Here is a 24,430-nt window from a genome sequence, read left to right as displayed (position 1 = left end):
CTATTCTCGGCAAAATCGCCAGTGCTCGGCGCGGCCTAACGGGGCCCAGGGAGGGTAACCATAAATTAAACTAAATTGACTAAGCGCTCAAGGAAATATTATAACATATTGATATATTTATTATTTTAATGCACTTACCCTAGACAGCCTACCCTTATTCTCGATTATTGAAAGAAATTCAGGTAACGTAGACTGAAAGCTTCAGACTTTTGCGAGAATATCTATGCCGAAACCGATCACGCCGCTATTGGCCGCCGACGCCTTAATCCAATTAATCGACCGTCCGGGGCGCCCTTTCGTTCTGATCGAACGCGCCAACCCGCCGTTCGGCTGGGCCATTCCCGGTGGCTTTGTCGATATCGGCGAAACAGTTGAACATGCCGCCATCCGTGAAGCCCGAGAGGAAACCGGTCTCGATGTTTCCTTGACCGCTCTGCTAGGCATTTATTCGAACCCGCAACGCGACCCTCGCAATCATACCGTCACTGCGGTCTATATCGCCGAAGCAACAGGCACTCCGAAAGCCGATGACGACGCGAAAAACCTCGATACCTTCACCTTCGAAACGCTACCGTCAGAATTGGCTTTCGATCATGCACAAGTGTTGGCCGACTATAAGCGCTATCTCGAAACCGGCAACCCTACCCCGCTTCGCATCTGAGTCCGCCTCGCTTGCCCATGCACGAAAAAACGCCCACCTAGCGGACCCATCAAGCCCTGGACATGAATTTTCCGGTAACGGTATTGATCTTGATTATTTCGCCGCTCTTTAGGTATTCCGGAACCTGTACTTCCAAACCGGTCGTCAATCGCGCCGGCTTGGTTCTGCCAGTTGCCGTTGCGCCCTTGATTTCCGGTGCGGTCTCGACGATTTCCAACGCCACAGAGCTCGGTAGTTCGATACCCAGCACGGTATCGTCAAACAACAACGCAACGATATCCTCGAGCCCTTCGGTCAAATAACCTTTCTGTTCTTCCAAATCGTCCGCGCCGACCGAGTATTGACTATAGTCCTCCATATTCATGAATACGTAGTTTTCGCCATCCATATAAGAAAACTGAACTTTCACGCGCACACAATCCGCATCCTTGAAAAAATCGTCTCCTTTCAGGGTTTCATCGAGTTTTTGCCCGGTCTTGAGATTATTGAACCGGACTTTATACAAGGTAGTCGCGCCACGCGAGGACGGACTTCTAACCTCGATTTGCTTAATTATATGCGGCACACCGTTAATCTCGACAACCATTCCACGCTTAAAATCACTGGCCTTTGCCACGCATTGCTCCTAACAATAATTAAAAATTGGGCATATTATACCTTTCGCACTTCAAATTTCGGTAGTGCCTGAGGAGGCGCCGGGGTGTGCGGCAAAGGCTTTGCCAGCATGGAGCTGGCATAGAGCCTGTAGGGACGTATTCACGGCGTCCTTTGACGGACACCCCGGCGTCGAATTTTGATCTACGATAGCTATAAACTGACAATCGGCAGAAGCTCATCGGCAGGCATTATTCGGCAAAAAATCACTCATCGTCCAATTGCATTGCCGCTCGAACGCAACGCAACACGCCATAACTATATTGCCCATTATATGCTTCGAAAATCGGTTTCAAAGCATTTCTTTGCGCATCCGGCATGCCTAATATGGCATCCTGAATCGCATGGATTTCAGCTTCGGACAAAGCGACCACCTCGTTCAATTCGACGATGCCTTGCTCCAGGGCCTGAGCCAAATGATTATAAATCGTATCCATGGTCAAGCCGCGTTGCTTAGCGATTTTTTCGGCGTCATAGCCCAGTCGAAACAGATCGACGGTCTCCAAGACCGAATCAGACAAAGAAACCAAGGCTTCCGGAACCGCTCCGAACTCTTGAATCACGGCTAGAAAATCGTCGCCGTACAACTCCAATTTGCGTTCGCCGACCCCAGAAATTGAACGAAATTGCTGATGATTCATCGGCCTGCTTTCAACCATCTCCATTAAAGTGGCATCATGGAAAATCTGATACGGAGGAATGTCCTGCTCATCGGCAAGCTCGCGGCGTTTAGTACGTAGCGCGTTCCACAGCAAGGTATCCTGCTCTTTTTGAAATTGCCGAACCGCGCTTTTCGAGCGTTTGCCGGATTCGGTTGACAGGTCTCGGCGTAGCATCAATTGCTGCTCGCCGCGTAGTACCGTGCGGCAAGATTCATCCAGACGCAACGAACCGTGACCTTCGATATCGACCGTTACCAAACCTTTAGCGACCAACTGCCGAAACACCGAACGCCATTGTTTTTCGTCGATGTCCTTACCGATGCCGAAGGTCGACTGCCGGTCGTGGCCGAAATGCTTGAGCCGCTCGGTCTCCTTGCCGAGCAATACATCGATCAAATAATTGACACCGAAGCGTTGTCCGGTCCGATAAATACAGGATAAGGCTTGCTGAGCGGCTACTGTGCCGTCCCAAGTTTTGACCGGTTCCAAACAGGTATCGCAATTACCACAATCGTCAGCCAATCGGTCGCCGAAATAGCTCAATAAAGCTCTACGGCGGCAACCGACTTCCTCACAAAGCGCCAACATTGCATCGAGTTTATGATATTCGAGGCGTTTATGGCTTTCGTCGGCATTGGAATTGGCCAACATTTGCTGCAGCGTGATCACATCTTGCAGACCGTATGCCATCCAGGCATCGGCGGGCAAACCGTCGCGCCCGGCGCGTCCGGTTTCCTGATAATAAGCTTCGATACTTTTCGGTAAATCGAGATGCGCGACAAAACGCACATTGGGTTTGTCAATACCCATACCGAATGCGATCGTCGCCACGATAACCAATCCTTCTTCCATCAAGAACCGGTGTTGATGCTGCTGCCTCGCTACATTATCCATCCCGGCATGATAAGGCAACGCTCGGATGCCTTTACTTTGCAGCCATTCGGCAGTCGACTCGACTTTCTTGCGCGACAAGCAATAGACAATGCCGGCTTCTCCGGCATGTTCGCGTTGAATGAATTGCAACAATTGCTGCCGGGCATTTTGTTTTTGCACGATACGGTAACGAATATTCGGTCGATCGAAACTGCTGACAAACAATCTCGCATGGTCGAGCGCAAGCCGGCTGATAATTTCCTGACGGGTTCGTTCATCGGCGGTCGCGGTCAACGCAATACGCGGAATACTCGAATATCGCTCATGCAACATCGACAACTGCAGATAATCGGCGCGGAAATCATGCCCCCATTGCGACACACAATGCGCCTCATCGATCGCAAACAGCGCAATATTCAGATTATCCAATAACGACAGCGTGCGGGTCGAATTCAAGCGCTCCGGCGCAATATAAAGTAAATCCAATTGATCGTCGCGTAGCCTGTTTTCGATAGAACGCGCCTCTTCGGCGGTCAGAGTCGAATTCAAAAAAGCCGCATTGACCCCCAATTGATGCAATGCGCTAACCTGATCTTGCATCAACGCGATCAACGGCGAAATCACAATACCGACGCCCGGCCGCATCAATGATGGAATCTGATAGCACAACGACTTACCGCCGCCGGTCGGCATCAATACCAAGGCATCGCGTCCGGCCAACAACTCATCGATCACGGCCTGTTGTTGCCCCCTGAAACGATCGTACCCGAACACCGTATTCAGCACATCGAGCGGCTTAGTCGACATGTAATACCCCCTGTCCACAGCAATTCCCAGTTTGCGCAGTTTCGCCAATCTTACTGTGAAAGTTCGCAGATTTGGACTCTTTATCTAATTTTTTGATATAAGAAGCTTGGCAGAGAATATGCCGGTTACGGAGAGGGGGCGGTTGCTCGACCGACAGGCGTCGGCGGCAGGGAGCCGCCGTCGAGCCTACACGGATGTATTCACGGCGTCCTGTCGGGCAAGTGACCGCACCCTCCGCCACCAGAGAACTTTCATTTGCCGGGGCGATGGCTAGGCCTTCATGAACGTTACTGTGAAAGTTCGCAGATTTGCATTCCTTATCTAATTTTTCGATAGATAACACAATGCCGGTTCCGGAGAGGGGGCGGTTGCTCGACTGACAGGCGTCGGCGGCAGGGAAAGCCGCCGTCGAGCCTACATGGACGTATTCACGGCGTCCAGTCGGGCGAGTGACCGCCCCCTCCCCACGCCTCGAACGTTCATTTGCCGGGACAATGGCGTGGTCTTCATGATCGTTAGGGTGTGGGGTATGCCTGTCGAGGAACGCCGTAAACCCAGCACCTAAATTACCCAAAATAGTTAACCATAGCCAATGAACTATGGAACTTAGGTGCTGGGTAAACCCATCCATGGGGGCTTGACGGCAGATCCCCGCTGCCGACATCCTCGCCAAGCACGCCCCACACCCTTTTTGGTCCACAAATTGGGAGTAACGACCCTGTCCACGATAATATTTATTCAATTCTGTTAAACCTTTATAATGGTCCGATTTTCTTCAGACTCACGGGCGATAAACGCCCCTACTATGACTCAATTGCACCATCATTTACCGGCGCGTTTTAATTTATTAGTCGACAACGGCTTTAAAAATTTATTAAAAAACGGCCTCAAAGGCATTGAAAAAGAAAGCCTCAGAATCGGCAAGAACGGCGTCATCGCGCACACGCCTCATCCGTCATTTTTAGGATCGGCTCTCACGCATCCATATATTACGACGGACTATTCCGAAGCTTTGCTCGAGTTCATCACGCCGCCGTTTAAGGATATCAAAGAAACGCTGAATTATTTAAACACGATTCATCAATTCGTTTACGATCATCTCGACGGCGAAATCCTGTTGGCCGCTAGCATGCCGTGCGGCATCGACGGCGACGAAAGCGTGCCGATCGCCGAATACGGCAGCTCCAATATCGGCCGCATGAAACACATTTACCGCCGTGGACTTTGGTACCGCTACGGCCGAACTATGCAGGCAATTGCCGGCATCCATTTTAACTATTCGGTACCGGAAATTTTGTGGAGCAAACTACACGACTTGGAAAACTCATCGTCGAGCCTCGACCAATATATCGCGGACGGCTATTTCGGCATGATCAGAAACCTGCACCGCCAAGGCTGGTTGATCCTCTATTTATTCGGCGCGTCGCCTGCGATATGCAAAAAGTTTTTTAAAAGCCGTCCGCAAATGATGGCCCAGTTCGACGAATTCGACCGCCATACTTTATACCACCCTTACGCTACTTCGCTCAGAATGAGCGACATCGGCTATAAGAGTAAAAATCAGGCTTCGCTGCAAATCGACTACAACTCGCTAACCGGTTATGTCGACAGCCTAAGCCAAGCCATCAACACGCCCTACCCGGACTATGAAAAAATAGGCGTCAAGGTCGACGGCGAATACCGACAGTTAAACAGCAACATTTTACAAATCGAAAACGAATTTTACAGCACCGTCAGACCCAAGCAAATCGCTAACTCCTGCGAAAAGCCGACTCTAGCGCTCAAACGCCGTGGGGTTCGTTATATCGAATTACGGTCGCTGGATCTGGACTTGTTTAGCCCCCTTGGCATCCAAGATGAAACCGCACATTTCATCGAGGCCTTCATGCTGACTTGCCTACTGCAAGACAGCCCGCCCAACGATTCGCGGCAGTTTATTCTCAATAACGCCAATCAACTTGCGGTTGCCCATCTCGGCCGTCAACCCGGCCTTGTACTCGATAAAATCGACCGTAAAATACCTCTCAAAGACTGGGCCGAAGAAATCCTGGCCGACATGGAACCGGTTTGCACGCTTTTGGACGATGACAATTCCGAAAAACCTTATAGCGCTGCCTTAGCAGCCCAAAGAAAAGCCATAGAAAATCCGGACTTGACGCCGTCCGCAAGAATTCTACGCGGCATGAGCGAAACACAAATGCCGTTTGCAACCTACGCACTGAAAACCTCGATCAAACATGCCAAAAACTTTCGCAGCCAAAAGTTGGATGAGCAAAATACCTGTGCCTTCCAAGAAATGACAAAAGAGTCTATCGCCAAACAACTCGAAAAGGAACAAAGCGACGACTTATCTTTCGACGAGTTTTTAGCGCATTATTTTTCACAACAATAACCGGAATTCAACCCAAAAAATCTATCATGACCTCATTCGATATTACCGCCCTGCAGGCCGAACTGCAGGGACAAAAACCCCGAAAAATTCTTAAGGCCGCGCTGGAACAATTCGATAATATCGCGATTTCGTTCAGCGGCGCCGAAGATGTGGTTCTGATCGACATGGCCGTCAAAATACGCCCCGATATTCAAGTCTTCAGCTTGGATACCGGGCGCCTGCATCCCGAAACTTATCGTTTTATTGAAAAAGTGCGCGAACATTACGGCATTCAAATCGAATTGTTGACGCCGGATCATGCCATCTTGGACGAGATGGTCAAGGCCAAGGGCTTGTTCAGCTTTTATCGCGACGGTCATCAAGAATGCTGCGGCATCCGCAAAGTAGACTCATTGAGACGCAAACTCGCGGGTCTCGATGCCTGGATCACCGGCCAGCGCAAGGATCAAAGCGTAGGTACGCGCCAAGACCTGCCCGAAATACAAATCGACACGGCTTTTTCAACTCCCGAACATCAATTGATCAAATTCAATCCGTTGGCTAACTGGAGCTCCGCGCAGGTTTGGGATCATATCGAAGCCTATCAAGTCCCCTACAACGAACTGCATGAAAAAGGCTTCATCAGCATCGGCTGCGAACCCTGCACAAGACCGGTACTGCCGAATCAACACGAACGCGCCGGACGCTGGTGGTGGGAAGACGCCACGAAGAAAGAATGCGGCTTGCACGCCGGAAACTTGACACATAGGAAAAACTAAGCAATTCGGGGCGGACGAGATGCGCATTCAACTAACATTACTGGTTCACTTCGCCGGGCAGTGAATAAATCACACAATTTGCGTAACTCGGTCACCGCCTTTTTCTCCGAAAATCGGGATACTGTACCCAAGTTCAACGAAACGCTTGAACGAACCACACCAACAATAATCAAGGGGAAATCATCATGAAAACAGTATCTTTTGCAGCAGTCGTTTTAATGTCAATCATCGCCGGCACAGCCATGGCCGAAGGCTCGAAAATCGAAAAATCAACATTAATCAACGCTTCGAAAAACACGTTGACTAACACGCAAGCGATAGGCCGAAACAGCGCCGCCAGCACCGGATCGATCAACGTAGTCGGTTCTAAAATCCAAAAGTCCACAGTCATCAACGCTTCGAAAAACACGCTGACTAACACGCAAGCGATAGGCCGTAATTCTGTCGCGAACACCGGTTCGATCGACATCCGCTAAACAACGCATGAAAGCACAAGGATGTGCGCTATCGGGACAGCAGAACGCGCAGGAAAAGCAACGTTAGGTATCGGCGACCAAACACAAGAGAGTGAAAACTTCGGACGGCGATGACAAGGACGAATTCCGCTTACTCCCTTTTGATTGAAAAACCGGCTAAGAATTAAGGTATGGGATGTGTCTAACGAGGACAGCCGTGAACCCCTCCATGGGGGCTTGACGGCAGCGATCCCTGCTGCCGACATCCTCGCTAGCCACATCCCATACCTTCATAAAGTTAACTAATTTTTGAGTATAAAGGGAGTAGCCAAACGATTGACGAGCCCTTGGGCTTGAAAGTACCAGCTTTCGGCCAAAACCTGCCAGTCACGACAGTCCGCTTTGTGGCGGTGAACATAACCATCAGCCAGCAACTATATACCCTGATATAATTTTGTTGAGTCCGCAATTTCTTGCGTTAATCGTATTCGCTAAATTTTTTCAACTTGCCATTAATTTTATAAATCATTATGATCAATATGACTTTAATTGCATCAATAAGGGCGTTGTTATGATTAGTGAGGTAAACGCTGTTGCGTTCCGACAAAACTTGGGGGAAATGTTGAATCAAGTTCAATACCGGCATGATTCTATTTTAATCAAAAAAGACGGGAAACCCGTGGCGGCATTGGTCGACGCCCAATTATTCGATCGGATTCGTCGTTTCAAGGATCGGTTTGAGACGCTGAGCCAGCAAGTTGCCGATGCTTATGCAACCGTGCCGGAGGACGAAGGCTTGGACGAGATTAATGCTCTTGTCACAGAGACCAGGCATTCTCAACGCTAGCGATGCCGAAAATTTGCATTGTCCTTGATACCAACGTTTTGCTCTCCGGCACCGCTTATCCTGGCTCAATACCAGGCAAAATAGTCTCCGCATGGCGAAACGGAAGCCTGGAAGTTATTCTTTCCCAATATATCCTGGATGAATTGCAGCGGGTTTTACCGCGACTCAATCACCGTCTTGCCTGGTCCAGTATTGAAATTCGGGATTTTGTCGATAGCCTGACTTTCCTTGCCGATCTGGTCGAACCGGTTGAAACAGCCGAGCCAGCACTCCGCGATAGTGCCGACCAACCCGTACTCGGGACATTTCTAGCGACAAAGGCCAATTACCTCGTTACCGGCGACAAGGACTTGTTAGCCCTATCCGCACACTATCCCATCATTACCCCGGCCATTTTTTGGCAATTGCACGGCGGATGAACTCGCGGTTTGAACATGGCAGTCATTCAGTAGATAAGGATAAACTTTGAGTCTTGCAGGCGTTCGTTCCAATCGAGGTGATCATTACCAAACCCTGGTCGCGTTTGACTGGGCGTTAAGTATTTTGGCGGATAACGCATACCAATGGCTGGAAGTCGATTCAACTTCTTTTGACGCCAATGGAAAACCAATTTCCGTGGATGACGTCGTGATCGGTTGCGCCGACGGCAGCCTGATTGCCTGTCAATGCAAAAAGAATCAGCCCGATTTTAAGCCGTGGTCGATTGCCGATTTAGGCAATGAATTGACCAAAGCCACGCGACTCCTGGCGGCGTACCCAAGCTCTCAGGTTAAATTTTACTCACGCAATAATTTTGGCGCCCTCGCCAAGTTGTGTGAACATGCACGAAATGTAACCGGAGATGCCTATCAACGAAGCCTGACCGCCGATCATCGAAAGACCGATGCCGCCTTGGCTAAACATCTCATTGGAACATCCGGTCTAACCACATACAATTGGCTCCTTCGGACGTCGTTTGAAGTTTCCAACGATTTTGAACGTGCACAAGAGCTTCTGAAAGAACGCTTACGTGCATTGGTTTCCAATGCCGATAGTGCATTCGATGCTCTCTGGGCCAAACTGGACAAACTGGGTTCCCGTGTCGGCGATGGAGGATCGTCGGCTTTACCCTCGCATCGACTGAACAAAGCCGATCTAATAACCGTATTGGAAAAATTCGGTGCAACGCTAGTCCCGCCAATCTCGCAACAACAAATGCAACAAGCACTTGCCGAAGTTTCGGCAGTCGGTCGATCATGGCGGCGGGATATTTTCGGTACTCGTCTGCATGTCGATACCGTGGATGAGTTAATGACAGCCATCGCATCGACCGACCGCTCAATACTACTCAGCGGCATTCCTGGTTCCGGCAAGACCTGCGCACTGTTGGAGTTACAGGAGGCATTGGAGCAACGTAACGATTTGGCCGCCGCATTTATCCAGACCCGCGAATACGCCAACTGCCTGACACCGGAGGCTCGTTCTGCACACGGCTTGCCCGCGGACTTGGTTGGCCTGGTTGCCCGGATGGCGGATAACAAACCCGTTGTGCTCATCATTGACTCGCTGGATGTATTGTCCTTGTCGCGCGAACATGTGGTTTTGGATTTTTTCCTCGCGCTGATAGACCGCTTGCTACTGATTCCGAAGGTCACCGTGATCGCGGCCTGCCGGGAGTTTGATCGAAAATACGACCGCCGTCTGGCCGAACGCAGTTGGGATAAGGTCGTCAACACCCAAGCTTTGAATTGGCAACATGCGGTTGCGCCTATCATCAACGCCTTTGGCATCGATCCTCAAACTTTGGACTCAACAACGCAAAGCTTGCTGCAAAACCCGCGTGAACTGGCGATGTTTGCCGATATTGCCCAGCAAACCGGCGGCTTTAATGTGGCGTCCAGCCAGGCGCTGAGCCGTAAGTACTTGGAAATAGTTGTTCAAAACGATTGGTTTCTGGGTGATGAAGCCATGGCGGCGCTCGAAAAAATCGCCGACAAGATGGTGAAATCTCGCAAGCTAGATATCGCCCCAGTGCAAGCCGCGCTACCGGACGAGATGCGCAAGCGTTTATTGAGCGCCAACGTGTTACATGAAAACCAGTCCGGCAATATCGAATTTGGCCATCAAACCTTGCTGGATGTTTTGGTGGTCAGCGGTGCTCAGCGCAACGAACTGACATTGAAGGCTTTTATCGAACAACTGCCTCCCGTGCCGTTTGTCCGGCCTACCATACGCGCCTATGTCACTTACTTGGCGGCAGGTGATAGAAGCACTTTGCGTAAACAACTGCGGGCGGTTTTCGATAGCGAAGCAGCATTTCATTTCCGCCGCTTGGTGGCCGAATCCCTGGCCGAGTTAGTCCCACAGAATGACGATTGGTCTTTGCTCAAACACTTGCATAGCCAGCATCGCGAACTTTTTACCCCGCTGTATTACCAATCTTCATCACTGGAATGGCATCGTTTTTGGCTCAACTTTCTCATTCCTCATCTGCTGCAACAACGTGATGCACAAAGTCTGACCCTGCATGTACAGCGTATCGGGCTTTGGAAAAATGCCGATCCTAAGGCTGTCGTGGCTTTCTGGACGTTTGCCTTGCAACAAGAATGGGCTGATCGTGAGCAGTTGGCGGACAACGTAAAGATTCAGTTGCACGATTTCGACTTTCAAAACGAAACTGCAACGGCAGCCTTGATCGAAACCCTGCTGACTTATCCAGGCCGAGATCACGATTTTCTCGGTCGAGCCATTGCCCGATGCGTGGAAGCGGGCGGTGCTGACGATACATTGCTGTGGCGTTATATCGCAGGGGAGATTCTGCCGGATGATGTGTTGGCAATTCATTTCAACCAAAAACTCCGATGCGACTCGCATGAATTTGACAATCAAGGTTTCTTTGAAAACCGCATGCAGCAATCCGAACGCCTGCTGGATTTAGCTATCGGCGCGGTTAAACAGTGGAGTGCGATAAAAACTGAACACTATAACGGCAATCGTGAATTAGCGGCGCATTTTCTGAATTTCACCTCATACGAACATACCCATAGCCAACACGATACTTATCATGTTTCCGCTGAAAATGTGCTGTTTGGCGCCATGGAAAAAGCCATTCTCCTGCATGCCAAACAGAACTCTAATTGGTGGCAGGTCAATCGACAAAAGCTTTGCCATAGCCGGGAAATGGTGTTGCGCTATCTAGCGCTGTTGGCATTGATCGAATCGCCCGAGGCAAACCTGACCGAAATAAGTGCCTTACTGACCAACCAAGGCATGCTGGCTTCAAATTTAAGCTACGAGTTGGGCAACTTGATCCATGCAGCATTCGTTTTTCTGCAACCGACCGTTCAAGATGCCGTTGAGAGTGCAATCCTGACGTTGTGGAACGATCATAACCTCGATGAAAACCGTTGGATACTTGGGGCGAGAGTACAGCTCCTTGCGAGTATTCCGGTTTACCTTCGCTCGCCGACCGCGCAAACAACCCTGCTTGAATGGGAGAAGGCATTTGGCCCCTGCATCCGTCAGCCGCATATAGGTTCGCGTGGTGGCATTGTAGGCGCGCCATTTTCTTATCTGCGGTTTTTGGAGTTTTCCGACGCTGGGGTATTGCAGCTTTTGAAGCATTACAGAAATGACACAGGCCGTGATTGGGGAGACGATTTTCTAATCGGCGGAGCAGAACAAGTTGAATGGCAGTTACGCGAAGCCGCCTCACGCAGTCCACACCGATTCATGCGTTTCTTGGCCGAAAAGTGGGTCGATATACCCGAACGTTTTACCAATGACATTCTGGAGGGCGCGGCAAGCTTTCTGTTATATCGTTACGGCAATCATGGGCCAGCCGACAATCAATGGCAGCCCATCAAACAAGTCGATCCGCAACTATTGGCAACCCTAATACTTGATGAAATTGAAAGGCATCCATCCCATTGGCGCCATAGTCGGGCCGCTGCCGAGGGACTTGAAGCCTGCGCTAACGTAATCGAAAACGAGCGAGATGCCTTTCGGCTGGTATTTGCAGCGATAGGATTTTTTGATTTACACGAGCGTAGCTACAACGACGATAGAGATCTGATTGGTGCCGGAATCAACATGATACGCGGTAAAGTAGCGGAAGCCGTCATGATCGTGGCGACATGTTGGACGGAAAAACAACGGCCGTACCCGGAATTGCTGCTGCCCACCTTGAGACGTTTTGCCAGTGATTCGCAACCAGCTATCAGAGCATTGATATTGCGACGCTTACCCTATCTGCAAAGCCAAAGTCCGGAACTGGGTTGGGAATTATTCCATCTGGCGCTGGATGATGACGAGCCACGGCTTTGGAAAGAGGCAGAGCCTTGTCTGTATTACGCTTATCACCAACGTTTTGCTGAAGTAGCTAAGGTGTTGCAACGTCTGGTCTCCCAGTCAACCGGCGAACCACTGGAAACCTGGGGCCGAATATCAGCGCTGGCGGCATTTGTAGGTTATATCGATTTTCAGCCGTTCATTCACCAATTGGAAACTCTCGCCAGCACTGACGCCTGGAAAGGCGCGGCAACGGTTTGGACGCATAAAGACAACTACGCCAAGCATGCCCAACAATGTTTGGCTGGAATCCGTGCGGGTCTAAGCCAGTCGAATGAGGTCGCTACAACCATAGCCCGGGAATTGTCGTCGTTGTTTGATAAAGAGCAAACGCCCATCTGCATTTCTTGGGATATCGTCGATCTGTATTTCTCGGCTTACGAACAAGATCGGAGCGGCGAAGGTTTTCATCTTTACGGTTTCGATGAATGGCTCAATGCTCTTTCGCAAAGCAATCCCGATGAAAGTTTGGCGACCTGCGAACGGTTTGCTGCATTTATGCGTGGCGGTATTCATCCCGTATATGACTGTGAGCCACTTTCCCAGCTATTGACCCGATTATTCCGGGAAGCGGAAGAACGGGAAGAATCTGACGATGGTCAGATGCTAAGCCGGGTTATTGCATTGCAAGATGCGTTTTTGGCTATCGGCGTTAATGGTTTGCAAGACTGGCTCCGAGACGCGGAGAGACCTTAGGGCATTATTTCCATACGTTAAGATCGCTTACGATGTCAGCCATGTTAATTTTGCAACGGCCGGTATCGGCAAGCTTAAATCTTTATTCGAATGTCTCAAAAGGGTCGTAAATGGACCAGCAAAATATTTCTTGCTTTATCCCAACTCAATCATCGGCGGACGACGGCAGGCCGGATGCTCGTTATGCAATCCGGCCTTATCTAATCAACGACCTTGAAAAAACGCCTCCAAAGCCGCCGTCCTTTCCTGATTAACGCGTTGTGCATGCGGTCGGCTTTCAACCGACTGGATATAGGCTCCAAAATTAGGGATATGCTCTGCGACTAAATCCTGTCCGTAAATTTGTTGCGTAACGAATGACACTAATTGTAGATGTGGCCAAGCAACTACATCGGCGGCACTGAAACAGTCGCCTAAAGCATAGCTCGAAAAGTCAGTTAAACGGACCAAACCGGTCAAACCGGATTCGACTTTGACCAATACCTCATCCTTAGTTTCTTGCGATGCCTTACCGCCAAACAATGCTTCGCCATATAGACGACGCGTAATCAGCTCCACATTCAGCTCGATATGCTGAATAAATTCTCGGCATTTCGCGTGTTCGAATGGCTTGACCGGATATAGCGGCTTTTCCGGGTAAGCCTCTTCCAAATATTCCAAAATTGCTTGAGATTCCGATAAATATCCGTCCGGTGTTTTAATAAATGGGATTTTTCCTAATGGCGAACGCTTCAAAACCGCATCGCTTTGTCCAGGCGGCAGCGCTTCTTCAACGAAAGCAATCTCTTTTTCCAATAGCGCAAGTTTGATCTTGTTGTAGTAATTGCTGATAGCAATCCCATATAGCGTAATCATGGTGAGCCTCCAATGATGAACAAAAGAATGACAGACAGACCAGTCTGTATAAATATTATACCTTTCGCACTTCAAATTTCGGCAGTGCCTTAGGAGGCGCCGGGATGCTCGGTCCCTCACCTAACGTTAGGTGAGGGACCTACATGGACGGATTTACCCAGCACCTAAATTCCATAGCCCATTGGCCATGGTTAATTGTCTTGGATAATTCATCCAGCACCTAAATAAGCCATGATTTTGAATCATTGCCAAAGACCTAAGGAATTTAGGTTCTGGATTTAGGTGCAGGGCCTTTGACGGGCACCCCGGTGCCGAATTTTGATCTACGATGAATATTAAAGATAGGTTAATTTTAACGATTAAAATTTATCGCCCGGTGACTCCTATAAAAAACTGTATTACCTGCACGCCTAACTCACAAGCCAAGCCTTATCGAAACTGCCGCGCTCATATATTTCGTTAAGATTTAATCCAAAATCCCCCGCGCGCAAAACCCTTGAAATACGATAAGGCTCTTGGTTGCTATTATGTATCGAATCGTCCTCTAGGTCGATTACGGTTTCCTCGCAAGGCTGCTTATCGGCATTGAGCAACATCAAAACCTTGGGCTTGGTTTTATTAGCGGCATTGCTTTTAATGATCACGCCGACTTCGCCTGACTTCAGCTCGACTAGGTTACCGACTGGATAAATCCCGATACAGTCTATAAATTTTAGAACTAAGCCGGCGTCGAAGTGACTGTCTCGACATTTCATCAAAATATTGATGGCTTCCAAATGAAGGCGCCCTTTACTGTAAACTCGATCGCTAGTGATCGCATCGTAAGTATCGACAATCGCGACTATACGAACGAATGGGGAGAGCACAGCTTCCGTAACGCCCCTCGGATAACCTTGGCCATCCAACCTCTCATGATGCGCATAGGCGGCATCGACGGCTCCGGGATAAATACCGCGAGCCGACATCAGAATATTGCGGCCATGCGTAGTATGAGACCTCATGATTTCGAGCTCTTCCGGCGATAGCTTTCCCTCTTTATTCAAAATATCCAAGGGTACTTTCATCTTACCCATATCATGCATCAAGCCGCAGACTCCGAGTTTATTCAAGTCGTCGATCGAATAATTCAAATGCCGGCCTAGCATTATCGACATTAAACAGACATTTAAAGAATGCTGCGAAGTATACTCATCTTTGTTCTTCAACTGCGTCAGCAACATCATTGCGTCGGAGTTTTTTAAGACCCTATCCACACAAGCTTCAACAGACTTCTTAACGGCTTCGACATTCAACTGATTTCCGAATCGAATATCGTCCATGACCGTTTTCACCAAATCGCTGGTTTGCCGGTACGTATCGTTTGCATCGGCAAAAATGCCCATTTTTTCCTTGAGTTCCGCCGATAACGCACCATGCGTTTCTTTTTGCCTGGAAGGGTCGATGAAAACATAATCGCATACATTCTGAACGGCTTTGATGTCGGCATTCGATTTAATATCGAACCCTTGCAACATAAAAGGCGACTCTTCCCAAGGAATATCCAACTCGCTGACAAACATCCCGATTTCCAGTTGGTAGACATGAATTCGTATCGTTTTGCCGCTTTCCCGCATGTAAGTTTCCTGTTAATTACAATGACGCTTGAGTTTCCTCTAAATACTTCCGGTATTTAATCGAAAGCTTAACACCGGCAAAACGGCCTGCCATTCTGATTAATTCGTCCGTTTTTTTATCGAAAGTCAATTTCACTTCACTCAAGGCACGATCTTCATAACCTTTTTTTATGCCCATCGTCTCGAGTAAAAAATGATAAAGATAAATTTCTTGTTCATCGCTCACGTCGATGATTTCTAACGGTTCGCCAAGCTCTGCAAGGACCGATTCTTTTTTCGGTAACGATGCGGAAATTTTTTCGATATGATCGGCATTCGCCCGCATTTGTTTTGCGCCTTCATTTATTTCTGCACCGGCCAGCGATCGCAAGGAAACTTCTAAAAATTCCGCCGGAGCAATACGCAAAAACAACTCTGAAAACGTCCACGCAATCAGACGATTCTCTTTGTTGAAGTCGAGATTGAAAAAGAATTTAACTTCAGGAAGTATCGGTTTTTGATTCCGGTCGACTTTATGAAACAAATAACTCCAACGCCTACCCTCTCCTAACGGATCGGAATAACTCGGCCGCAAACCCGATAGCGAGACGAAGTCATCACTATACATAATTGGATTATTGAATCGCAAGGTAAAGTCATCGGTATTGACTACCGTGAAGTTTTTATCGAATTGATCCAGTTGACGGTAGGTTTGAAACGCCCGCCACCAATATATACAGCCGGTTAAAGTAAAGCACAAAATCAGCACAATCGTCCGGCCGAACCATAATTTGAACGTTTTATTACTCATCATCAATGCCTCGTATCTGTTGCGTTAGTCACTGCGATGTCGGCAAACAAACCTTCGACATCTATACGGTCGAATGAATAATTTTGTCCACAGAATTCGCAATTGACTTCTATGTCGCCTCGAGACTGCAAAATATCCTCAAGTTCTTCTCTTCCCAGGGAACGCAATGTGTTTTCGATCTTGTTTCGTGAACAAGCGCAACGAAACTCGACCGATTCGGAATCGAGTACTCTGACTTTTTCCTGGTTAAACAATCGATATAAGAGCGGCTCGCAATCCAGTTCCAATAATTCGCGATCCGTCACCGTTTGAGCTAACATTTCAATACGTGCCCAATCTTCCTTGTCACCCTTCCGGCTCGGCAATTCCTGCAACAACAAGCCTGCAGCTTGATGCTGATCCGCGACCAACCAAACTCGAGTATTTAATTGTTCGGATTGGCTGAAATAGGTCTCCAACGCTTCACCGAGATTTCGTCCTGCTAATGGAACCACCCCTTGATAGGGCGAACTATTTTCACTCTCAATCGTTAATATTAATTGTCCTTGCCCATACATTTGCTCGAACGAAGCGCTATCGACATCCTCGTTACAGCGAACCAGACCGCGAATATTTCTTTCATCCGAGGATTGAGCCACCAACGTTCTGATAACACCGGCTCCTTGAGCCTGCAAAATCATCGAGCCTTTAAATTTTACAATGGCGGACAACATAGTTACGGCGGCCAACGCTTGACCCAACTGCTCCATAATAAACGGCGAAGCCTGCTGGTGTGCTATCGATTGACGCCAGCTTTCATTTAGCTTAACCCATTCGCCTCTAACACCCAGGTCTTCGAATATAAAACGACGTAATTGATCTTGTTCTTTCATGTTTTAATCATTTCATTAAATTAAAGGTTATTATAAGGCATAGTTTTACTTAGGCTATGTATGCGGTAATAGTGTAACTATTCAGTCCCCCGGCAATTATCGTTCCCACGCTCTGCGTGGGAATGCCTGAGTACCGCTCCAGCGGTACGAGACGCTAGAGCGTCTCGGGCGGCATTCCCACGCTGGAGCGTTGGAACGATAGGGGGTGTGAATAATTACTTCGAGATTGGTGTAGTATTCACTTCAACTATTAACGCAACACAGCTTTTATACTTAATCTCATTTAAACAGCCACTGAACCACCGGTATTCGTAATGATCTTTAGCCATAAAAAAACCGTCATGGTCCCCCCGTCACAAGCCTTGCCTGGCCGAGAAACCCCCATAACGTAACTCCGAATCACTTTGTCACAGGCCACATGATCGTTCCTCCTTTTCCCGATCACTTGGCTCTTGCACTATTCGGCATGGGCTGCTTTTGGGGAGCCGAACGAAAATTCTGGCAATGCCATGGAGTTTACAGTACTGCGGTCGGCTATAGCGGCGGCTACACACCTAACCCAAGCTACGAGGAAGTCTGCACCGGAAAAACCGGTCACAGTGAAGTCGTTCGAGTGGTCTTCGATCCGAAACTCATAACTTATGAGTACCTATTGAAACTATTTTGGGAATCTCATAATCCGACGCAAGGCATGCGCCAAGGTAACGATATCGGAACACAATATCGCTCGGGTATTTATTTTTACTCAACGGAACAGGAAAAAGCCGCATGCCGGTCGCAAAAATACTATCAACAGAGATTATCAAACAACGGCCACGGCCTGATTAGTACCGAAATATTACCGGCCGACATTTTTTATTATGCCGAGGACTATCATCAACAATATCTGGCCAAAAACCCGGGCGGTTATTGCGGATTAGGCGGCTTGGGGGTTAGCTACGATTAGCATGGAATAGCAGCCAACTAGCTACAATCGCTTTCCGACAGGCAAAAAAAAGCGGTTTACAAAAACCGCTTAAGAAGATATTTAGGAAGGATATATAACGCAACTTTCAGCATTGAGATTTAAAGTAAAACCTCAAAAGTTAGATATATACTAGCAATATGAAATGCAAATAAAAATGTGACATATTGTCGCAGCCTAATCTGTCATCGATTCATAGCCGCTAATATTGGTATTGGTATTTTTCTGGTTCCCATGGTCCTCCGTGGGAACCCATACCTTGGCCGCAGAAACAAGACCGGTATGCATTCCCACGCTGGAGCGGTGGGAACAAGGGAATTCCTTCTTAATTCACTCCCGAAAAATTAACTTAACCAATTAAAGTATTTCATGTTTTCAGACATACTGCCTAAAACCGAATTATCGACAAAACAAAACCTGAAATGGCTCTTCATCTTGAGAAATCTGATGATAGCCAGTCAATCGGTGCTCATCCTAATATCCGTGCATGGACTAAACATCGTTCTACCTCAGGAACAGCTTTGGCTAGTCGTGCTTTCGATTGCATCGGTCAATCTCTATACTTGGATGCGTTTGAAAACGGACGACCCGGTGACCGAACTAGAAATTTTTTCTCATTTGGTCATCGACGTCTTGAGCATTGCAGCACTCCTCTATATGACGGGCGGCGCCTCCAATCCGATTATCTGGGTGTTTTTGTTGCCGTTGATCATTACTGCGATCATGCTGCCGCCGTCTTATGCATGGTATATGGTGATTTTGACCACATCGACTTATACGGTTTTAATCACCTACAACATACCCTTACCGGCCATAGAACCTCATATACCGACCACAACACCCGAATTGATGATGATCGAAAAAATGACTGCCGACTCGCCGCATTCGGACATGGATCATTTCGAAATGCTGCGCCAAATGCACGAAATAGGCGATAAGCATTATTTCAATCTGCATATCTTCGGCATGTGGTTCGGTTTTGTATTCAGTGCAGGTTTGGTCGCATTTTTTGTTGTGGAACTAGCGAAAACACTTAGAGCTCAGGAACGGTCGCTCGCCGAAGCGCGTGAAAATGCCTTACGGGATGAGCGTGTTGTTTCGCTTGGCACCCTAGCGGCAAGTGCCGCTCACGACATCAGCACACCGCTGGCAACTATTGCGATCGTCGCCCATGAATTAGAAAACGAATACCCCGATCACCGCTATCCCGATCTACATGAAAAAGCCCAAATCATGGCTCAACAAATCAACCGTTGCAAACAAGCGTTATCAGTCATGTCGGCCAGCGCGGGTGAAATGCGGGCGGAATCCGGTAAAATCATGCCGTTGATCGAATATATCGATGAAGTAATCAGCCAATGGCGCACGCACAGACCCGAAACCAAACTCAATTTGTTTATCAATCCTGTAGTGCCGACAAATGCCGGCATCATTGCCGAACGTACACTGACTCATTCGTTGATCAACATTTTGAACAATGCCGCCGAAGCGACTCAAGACGACCTCGGCATCGAATTTCATGCCTCTTGGGACTTGGAACAAGCCCATATAAAGATTCGCGACTTCGGCCCCGGCGTGCGTTCGGAAATTTTGGAACTGATCGGTAAACAGCCGGTCATTAGCAATAAGTCCGGCCTAGGCGTAGGGCTTTTTTTAACGTGTAGCACCATTCGCCGGTTAGCTGGCAAAATAGAATTCACTAATTTAGAATCCGGCGGGGCTTGCGTGGATATTACCCTGCCTTTACTCGCTTTGGAGGAAGCAAATGACATCACAGGAACCGGATAAACCTCGATTACTTTTAGTCGACGACGACGAAACTTTTTGCAAGGTGTTACAAAGCGCATTGGAAAAACGCTCATACGAAGTCCTGGTCGCCAACAACGTCGAAAACGGAATCAAACTCGCCGAACAATTCGAGCCTGAATACGCGGTGATCGACTTACGCATCGGTCATCAGTCCGGTCTGGAATTAGTTAAGAAGCTAATGTCGCTCGACGATAACACGCGGATCGTGATGCTAACCGGTTTCGCCAGTATCGCCACGGCGGTTGAGGCTATCAAACTTGGTGCTATTCATTATCTGACGAAACCGGCCAATGCCGATGAAATTGTCGCCGCACTGAATAAAAACGAAGGAGACGCTTCGGTCAGCATCAATGAAAACCCGCTATCGATCAAACGCTTGGAATGGGAGCATCTACAAAAAGTGCTGATGCAACATGACGGCAACATATCGGCTGCGGCGCGCGCACTAAACATGCACCGCAGAACCTTACAACGCAAACTTGATAAGCGGCCCGTTAGAGAATAATAACGCCGCCTAATCTCTAAGCCGCCTCTTTCACTATCATGTAATCCATAAACCTAAAAAGAGCAGTTGAGAGCTTCAAACTACTGTTCGCCCTGAGCCCTTCGGCTGCGCCTGTTGAAGGGTAGCATGAAGTGTTGTAGACCCTTCATGCTTCGACTTGGCTCAGCACGAACAGTCAGTCTACAACACATATCAACTGTTCTTTTTAGGTTGACGGACACCCCGGTGCCGAATTTTGATCTTCGATGGGTATACATCCAGTCCGATTCCGATAAGATAGCACCCACCGAAGATTCACGGACCTCACCGATAGCTCAGCAACATCTTGCAGTGCTTTGATAGTTATTTTTAGCTATTATTCCATCTTTGTATAACCGAAAAATGTTAAAGCCAGGTTTACAGACCCAAAGGCCTAGACTGAAATGTAAAAGGTTTTTCATGCCCGGATTTTTTTCTAAACAACGTATAACCACCTCTCCCGGCTACAACCGCTGGCTGGTGCCGCCCGCCGCTTTGTCAGTGCATTTGTGCATTGGCCAAGCTTATGCGTTTAGCGTATTTAACGAACCTTTGACTCGGGTGATCGGAGTTTCGGCTTCCTCGCCAGACGACTGGAAATTGACCGAGCTGGGCTGGATTTTCAGTCTGGCCATCGTTTTTCTGGGAATATCGGCCGCATTCGGCGGTAAGTGGCTCGAAAAAGTCGGCCCGCGCTTGACGATGTTCGTGGCCGCGTGCTGTTTCGGTGGCGGTTTTTTGATTTCGGCATTAGGCATTTTTTTGCATCAAATCTGGCTGCTGTATTTGGGCTATGGCGTCATCGGAGGCATCGGTCTCGGTTTAGGCTATGTCTCGCCGGTTTCAACCTTGATTAAATGGTTTCCCGACCGGCGAGGCATGGCGACCGGCATGGCAATCATGGGTTTCGGCGGCGGCGCGATGATCGGCGCGCCATTGTCGGTATTGCTGATGGATCATTTCCAATCGTCCGTATCGGTCGGCGTGATCGAAACATTCTTGACGATGGGCGGTTTATATTTCTTATCGATGATGATCGGCGCACTAACAATTCGCACGCCGCCCGAAGATTGGCGCCCCGAAGGTTGGAAACCGCCCGTACTGCGTAACAAGATGATCACGCATCGCCATGTCCATATCGATCAGGCCTTGAAAACGCCGCAATTCTATTTGCTGTGGCTGGTTTTGTGTTTAAATGTGACGGCAGGTATCGGTGTACTGGGACAAGCTTCGGTGATGATTCAGGAAATATTCAAGGGACTCGTCACGCCGGCGGCCGCGGCCGGCTTCGTCGGTTTGTTAAGTCTATTCAACATGGGCGGGCGTTTTTTCTGGTCCACCGTGTCCGACTATATCGGGCGCAAGAGCACTTATTTTGTATTTTTTGCCGTCGGCGCAGGGCTTTATGCGGCTGTTCCTTCGGTCGGCATGTCTGGAAACATTGCCTTGTTCATCGTGCTTTACGCGGTTATTTTGAGTATGTACGGCGGAGGCTTTTCATCGATTCCCGCTTATTTGGCCGATATTTTCGGTACGCGTTATGTCGGCGGCATTCACGGCCGACTTCTAACCGCATGGTCGACGGCTGGCGTGTTGGGCCCGGTTTTGGTCAACTATATCCGAGAATTTCAGATCGCCCAAGGCATCGCGAAAACCGATGCCTATAACGTCACGATGTATATCATGGCAGGCATTTTACTCTTGGGTTTTTTCTGTAATTTATTGATCAAGCCGGTACATGAAAAGCATTATATGCAACACGATGAATTCGACGAACTGGACGGCGCTTATCCGCTCGATGAGTCTCGGAATACGAACACTTCAACATCAACAAAAACCGCTTCGTGAGCCTCCTCCGATGAAAAACAGCAAACCTTTTAAACCCGGCCAATGGATACTGTTGCTAATATTTTGGCTTTATGTCGCCATTCCTTTGATTTGGGGCGTGTGGTCGACGTTGCGTAAATCCATGATTTTGTTTAATTAACCTGCCCAATGCGATTCAATATTTAGGCGGATTATAGAAGGCTTATCAAATGAAAAGAATTTGCGTTTATTGCGGGTCTAGATCCGGAAAACGGCCCGAATATACTCTTGCTGCACATCTTCTCGCTAAAGAACTTGCGCTCCATGACATCGGTTTAGTTTACGGCGGCGCCCACGTAGGGATCATGGGACAACTTGCCGATGCCGTATTGGCGCAAAACGGAGAAGTCATCGGCGTGATTCCTCAAGACTTAGTGGATAAGGAAGTAGCTCACTATGGACTGACTGAACTTAAAATTGTCGGATCGATGCATGAACGTAAAGCCTTAATGGCCGATCTAGCCGACGGGTTTATCGCCTTGCCCGGCGGACTAGGCACGCTGGAAGAATTATTTGAGATACTGACTTGGGCGCAACTGGGCTTGCATCGAAAACCCTGCGGCTTGCTCAATATTGACGGCTACTATGACGGCTTGGTTGCGTTTTTGGATCATGCCGTTGACGAACAATTCGTCAAACCGGTCGATCGTTCGATGCTGTTGATTGAAAAACACCCAAAACAATTATTGGATGCTTTTTCAACCTATCGAGCGCCATCAGTCGAACAATGGATCGAGCGGGGCGCCACTTAATGATTGTAACGGATCAAACCAACCGACTAGCTGTTAATTCGTCTCAATTTAAAGTTAGCCTTTTTTGAGTATATAGGGAGTAGTTCCCAGGACGAAAAACTATTTGAAATAATCCCAAGGGTACTCGGGCTTCAAAATCGGACGAAAGCCGGCCGGCAATGGAAACGGAGCAGAAAGAAACTCATAAACGCCCACCATCGTGCGCGTTACCATCATACCCAGCCCCATAGCGAATCCCATCGGTATTCCGATTGCAGGGCCCTGAGCCTGACTCTCCTTAACCATGTTCCCCGGAATCTCGAGCACTCCAGTCGTCATCCCGGCTAATCCACGCAACGATTTATCGGCTGCGGAATACGCATTCGCGTTTTGCACAGAAAACATCATAAAAACTGTAAAAAAAACGATGAAATATTGTCTTGGAATTTTCATATACCCTCCTTATAAAAAATTTAAATTAAATAAATCCTATTGAATAACAGCATTGTTAATTCAGCCTTAACAGGGCAATATCGCAGTAAGAAATCAACATTATTGTTGCGATTGCAAATAGTTTTGCAATCCGATTCTATCGATTAACCCCAATTGCTGTTCCAGCCAATGCGTATGATCATCCTCTGTATCCTTTAGCATGCCTTCCAAAATTTCTCGGGTCTGATAATCTTGCACCGATTCGCAAAAGGCAATGACCACCCGCAATGAAGCTACGACCTTTAATTCCAATTCAAGATCGTTTGTCAGCATATCCGAGACATTCGAACCGACCTTTAGAGGCTCACGCTTGGATAAATCCGGAGTACCCTCCAAAAATAAAATGCGCTTGATTAATGCATCGGCATGAGCCGTCTCATCTTGCACTTCATGAGCAATGCGTTCGTAGAGTTTACCGAACCCCCAATTTTCATACATACGCGAATGAATAAAATATTGATCGATTGCTGTCAATTCGCCGGCCAATAATTCGTTCAAGCGCTCGATAACTTGACTATTACCTTTCATCTGTGACTCCTTAATTCGTAACACATTGAACCGATACAACAAACGCAACGGTCATTATAATGCCTCAGAATAATATATTTACCGAATAAGTGTACACATAAATTAAAACCGATCGTTTAGCTCTGCTTCGTGAACGTTACTGTGAAAGTACGCGAACCGTACCCAGTCACCCCTCGCACTTTCATTTGCCGGGGCGATGGACAGCTTCTTCATGATCGTTACGGTTAGATGCTTTTTCTAAGATAGAAAACAG

General features: G+C 48.2%; 20 protein-coding genes and 1 pseudogene. 13 read left to right on the top strand and 8 right to left on the bottom strand.

What is annotated here, in order from left to right; genetic code table 11:
• The first annotated feature begins 223 nt into the window (after positions 1-223).
• Positions 224-661, top strand: a complete 438-nt coding sequence (locus tag ACRJJO_RS07835; protein WP_404356143.1) for an NUDIX domain-containing protein — start codon at positions 224-226, stop codon at positions 659-661.
• Positions 662-710: 49 nt separating this feature from the next.
• Here the strand turns inward: ACRJJO_RS07835 and efpL are convergent, their stop codons facing one another.
• Positions 711-1,277 carry an elongation factor P-like protein EfpL gene (gene efpL, locus ACRJJO_RS07830; protein ID WP_431065290.1) on the bottom strand — a complete coding sequence of 189 codons (567 nt, stop codon included), beginning with the start codon at positions 1,275-1,277 and terminating at the stop codon, positions 711-713.
• Positions 1,278-1,521: 244 nt separating this feature from the next.
• Positions 1,522-3,657, bottom strand: a complete 2,136-nt coding sequence (gene recQ, locus ACRJJO_RS07825; protein WP_431065289.1) for a DNA helicase RecQ — start codon at positions 3,655-3,657, stop codon at positions 1,522-1,524.
• 805 nt (positions 3,658-4,462) lie between these two features.
• Between recQ and gshA the strand changes: the two genes are divergently transcribed.
• The 6 genes from gshA (at position 4,463) to ACRJJO_RS07795 (ending at position 13,134) form a co-directional block, all read left to right on the top strand.
• Entirely contained in the window at positions 4,463-6,049 is a 1,587-nt protein-coding gene (gshA, locus tag ACRJJO_RS07820; protein WP_431065288.1) for a glutamate--cysteine ligase, read from the top strand.
• Between the two features lie 26 nt (positions 6,050-6,075).
• Entirely contained in the window at positions 6,076-6,807 is a 732-nt protein-coding gene (locus ACRJJO_RS07815) for a phosphoadenylyl-sulfate reductase (protein WP_431065287.1), read from the top strand.
• 185 nt (positions 6,808-6,992) lie between these two features.
• Complete coding sequence (locus tag ACRJJO_RS07810; RefSeq protein ID WP_431065286.1) at positions 6,993-7,283, top strand: hypothetical protein; 291 nt, start codon at positions 6,993-6,995, stop codon at positions 7,281-7,283.
• Positions 7,284-7,833: 550 nt separating this feature from the next.
• On the top strand, positions 7,834-8,109 hold the full coding sequence (locus ACRJJO_RS07805) for a type II toxin-antitoxin system Phd/YefM family antitoxin (RefSeq protein ID WP_125219048.1): 276 nt from the start codon (positions 7,834-7,836) through the stop codon (positions 8,107-8,109).
• A 2-nt stretch (positions 8,110-8,111) separates the two neighbouring features.
• Positions 8,112-8,528, top strand: coding sequence for a putative toxin-antitoxin system toxin component, PIN family (locus tag ACRJJO_RS07800; protein WP_125219047.1), 417 nt, complete (start codon positions 8,112-8,114; stop codon positions 8,526-8,528).
• Positions 8,529-8,574: 46 nt separating this feature from the next.
• Positions 8,575-13,134, top strand: coding sequence for an AAA family ATPase (locus ACRJJO_RS07795; RefSeq protein ID WP_431065285.1), 4,560 nt, complete (start codon positions 8,575-8,577; stop codon positions 13,132-13,134).
• A 204-nt stretch (positions 13,135-13,338) separates the two neighbouring features.
• On the opposite strand, the gene ACRJJO_RS07790 is transcribed toward ACRJJO_RS07795, so the two are convergent.
• From ACRJJO_RS07790 to hslO, 4 genes are all read right to left on the bottom strand, one after another.
• On the bottom strand, positions 13,339-13,989 hold the full coding sequence (locus ACRJJO_RS07790) for a glutathione S-transferase family protein (RefSeq protein WP_431065284.1): 651 nt from the start codon (positions 13,987-13,989) through the stop codon (positions 13,339-13,341).
• A 410-nt stretch (positions 13,990-14,399) separates the two neighbouring features.
• Entirely contained in the window at positions 14,400-15,602 is a 1,203-nt protein-coding gene (locus tag ACRJJO_RS07785; RefSeq protein ID WP_431065283.1) for an HD-GYP domain-containing protein, read from the bottom strand.
• Positions 15,603-15,618: 16 nt separating this feature from the next.
• Complete coding sequence (locus ACRJJO_RS07780; protein ID WP_431065282.1) at positions 15,619-16,392, bottom strand: hypothetical protein; 774 nt, start codon at positions 16,390-16,392, stop codon at positions 15,619-15,621.
• Between the two features lie 2 nt (positions 16,393-16,394).
• Complete coding sequence (gene hslO, locus ACRJJO_RS07775) at positions 16,395-17,264, bottom strand: Hsp33 family molecular chaperone HslO (RefSeq protein WP_431065281.1); 870 nt, start codon at positions 17,262-17,264, stop codon at positions 16,395-16,397.
• Between the two features lie 314 nt (positions 17,265-17,578).
• On the opposite strand from hslO, the pseudogene msrA reads away from it, so the two are divergent.
• From msrA to ACRJJO_RS07745, 6 genes and pseudogenes are all read left to right on the top strand, one after another.
• A pseudogene (msrA, locus tag ACRJJO_RS07770) lies at positions 17,579-18,210 on the top strand (peptide-methionine (S)-S-oxide reductase MsrA).
• A gap of 387 nt (positions 18,211-18,597) precedes the next feature.
• Entirely contained in the window at positions 18,598-20,016 is a 1,419-nt protein-coding gene (locus ACRJJO_RS07765; protein ID WP_404356167.1) for an ATP-binding protein, read from the top strand.
• The gene (locus ACRJJO_RS07760) at positions 19,994-20,542 is read left to right on the top strand and encodes a response regulator transcription factor (protein WP_431065280.1); all 549 of its coding nucleotides are present in this window, start codon (positions 19,994-19,996) and stop codon (positions 20,540-20,542) included. Before ACRJJO_RS07765 ends, ACRJJO_RS07760 begins: the two co-directional genes overlap by 23 nt.
• 438 nt (positions 20,543-20,980) lie before the next feature.
• On the top strand, positions 20,981-22,408 hold the full coding sequence (locus tag ACRJJO_RS07755; protein ID WP_431065279.1) for an L-lactate MFS transporter: 1,428 nt from the start codon (positions 20,981-20,983) through the stop codon (positions 22,406-22,408).
• Complete coding sequence (locus tag ACRJJO_RS07750) at positions 22,299-22,547, top strand: MFS transporter small subunit (RefSeq protein ID WP_431065278.1); 249 nt, start codon at positions 22,299-22,301, stop codon at positions 22,545-22,547. Before ACRJJO_RS07755 ends, ACRJJO_RS07750 begins: the two co-directional genes overlap by 110 nt.
• A gap of 49 nt (positions 22,548-22,596) precedes the next feature.
• The gene (locus ACRJJO_RS07745; RefSeq protein ID WP_431065277.1) at positions 22,597-23,178 is read left to right on the top strand and encodes a TIGR00730 family Rossman fold protein; all 582 of its coding nucleotides are present in this window, start codon (positions 22,597-22,599) and stop codon (positions 23,176-23,178) included.
• A gap of 99 nt (positions 23,179-23,277) precedes the next feature.
• Here the strand turns inward: ACRJJO_RS07745 and ACRJJO_RS07740 are convergent, their stop codons facing one another.
• Entirely contained in the window at positions 23,278-23,610 is a 333-nt protein-coding gene (locus tag ACRJJO_RS07740; protein ID WP_404356175.1) for an exosortase system-associated protein, TIGR04073 family, read from the bottom strand.
• A 99-nt stretch (positions 23,611-23,709) separates the two neighbouring features.
• Positions 23,710-24,177, bottom strand: a complete 468-nt coding sequence (gene bfr, locus ACRJJO_RS07735) for a bacterioferritin (RefSeq protein WP_431065276.1) — start codon at positions 24,175-24,177, stop codon at positions 23,710-23,712.
• Between the last annotated feature and the right edge of the window lie 253 nt (positions 24,178-24,430).

Source organism: Methylotuvimicrobium sp., assembly GCF_050611805.1.
Classification (GTDB): domain Bacteria; phylum Pseudomonadota; class Gammaproteobacteria; order Methylococcales; family Methylomonadaceae; genus Methylotuvimicrobium.
The sequence above is the reverse complement of the archived record's forward strand: the minus strand, read 5'-3'. Positions and strand labels throughout refer to the sequence as shown.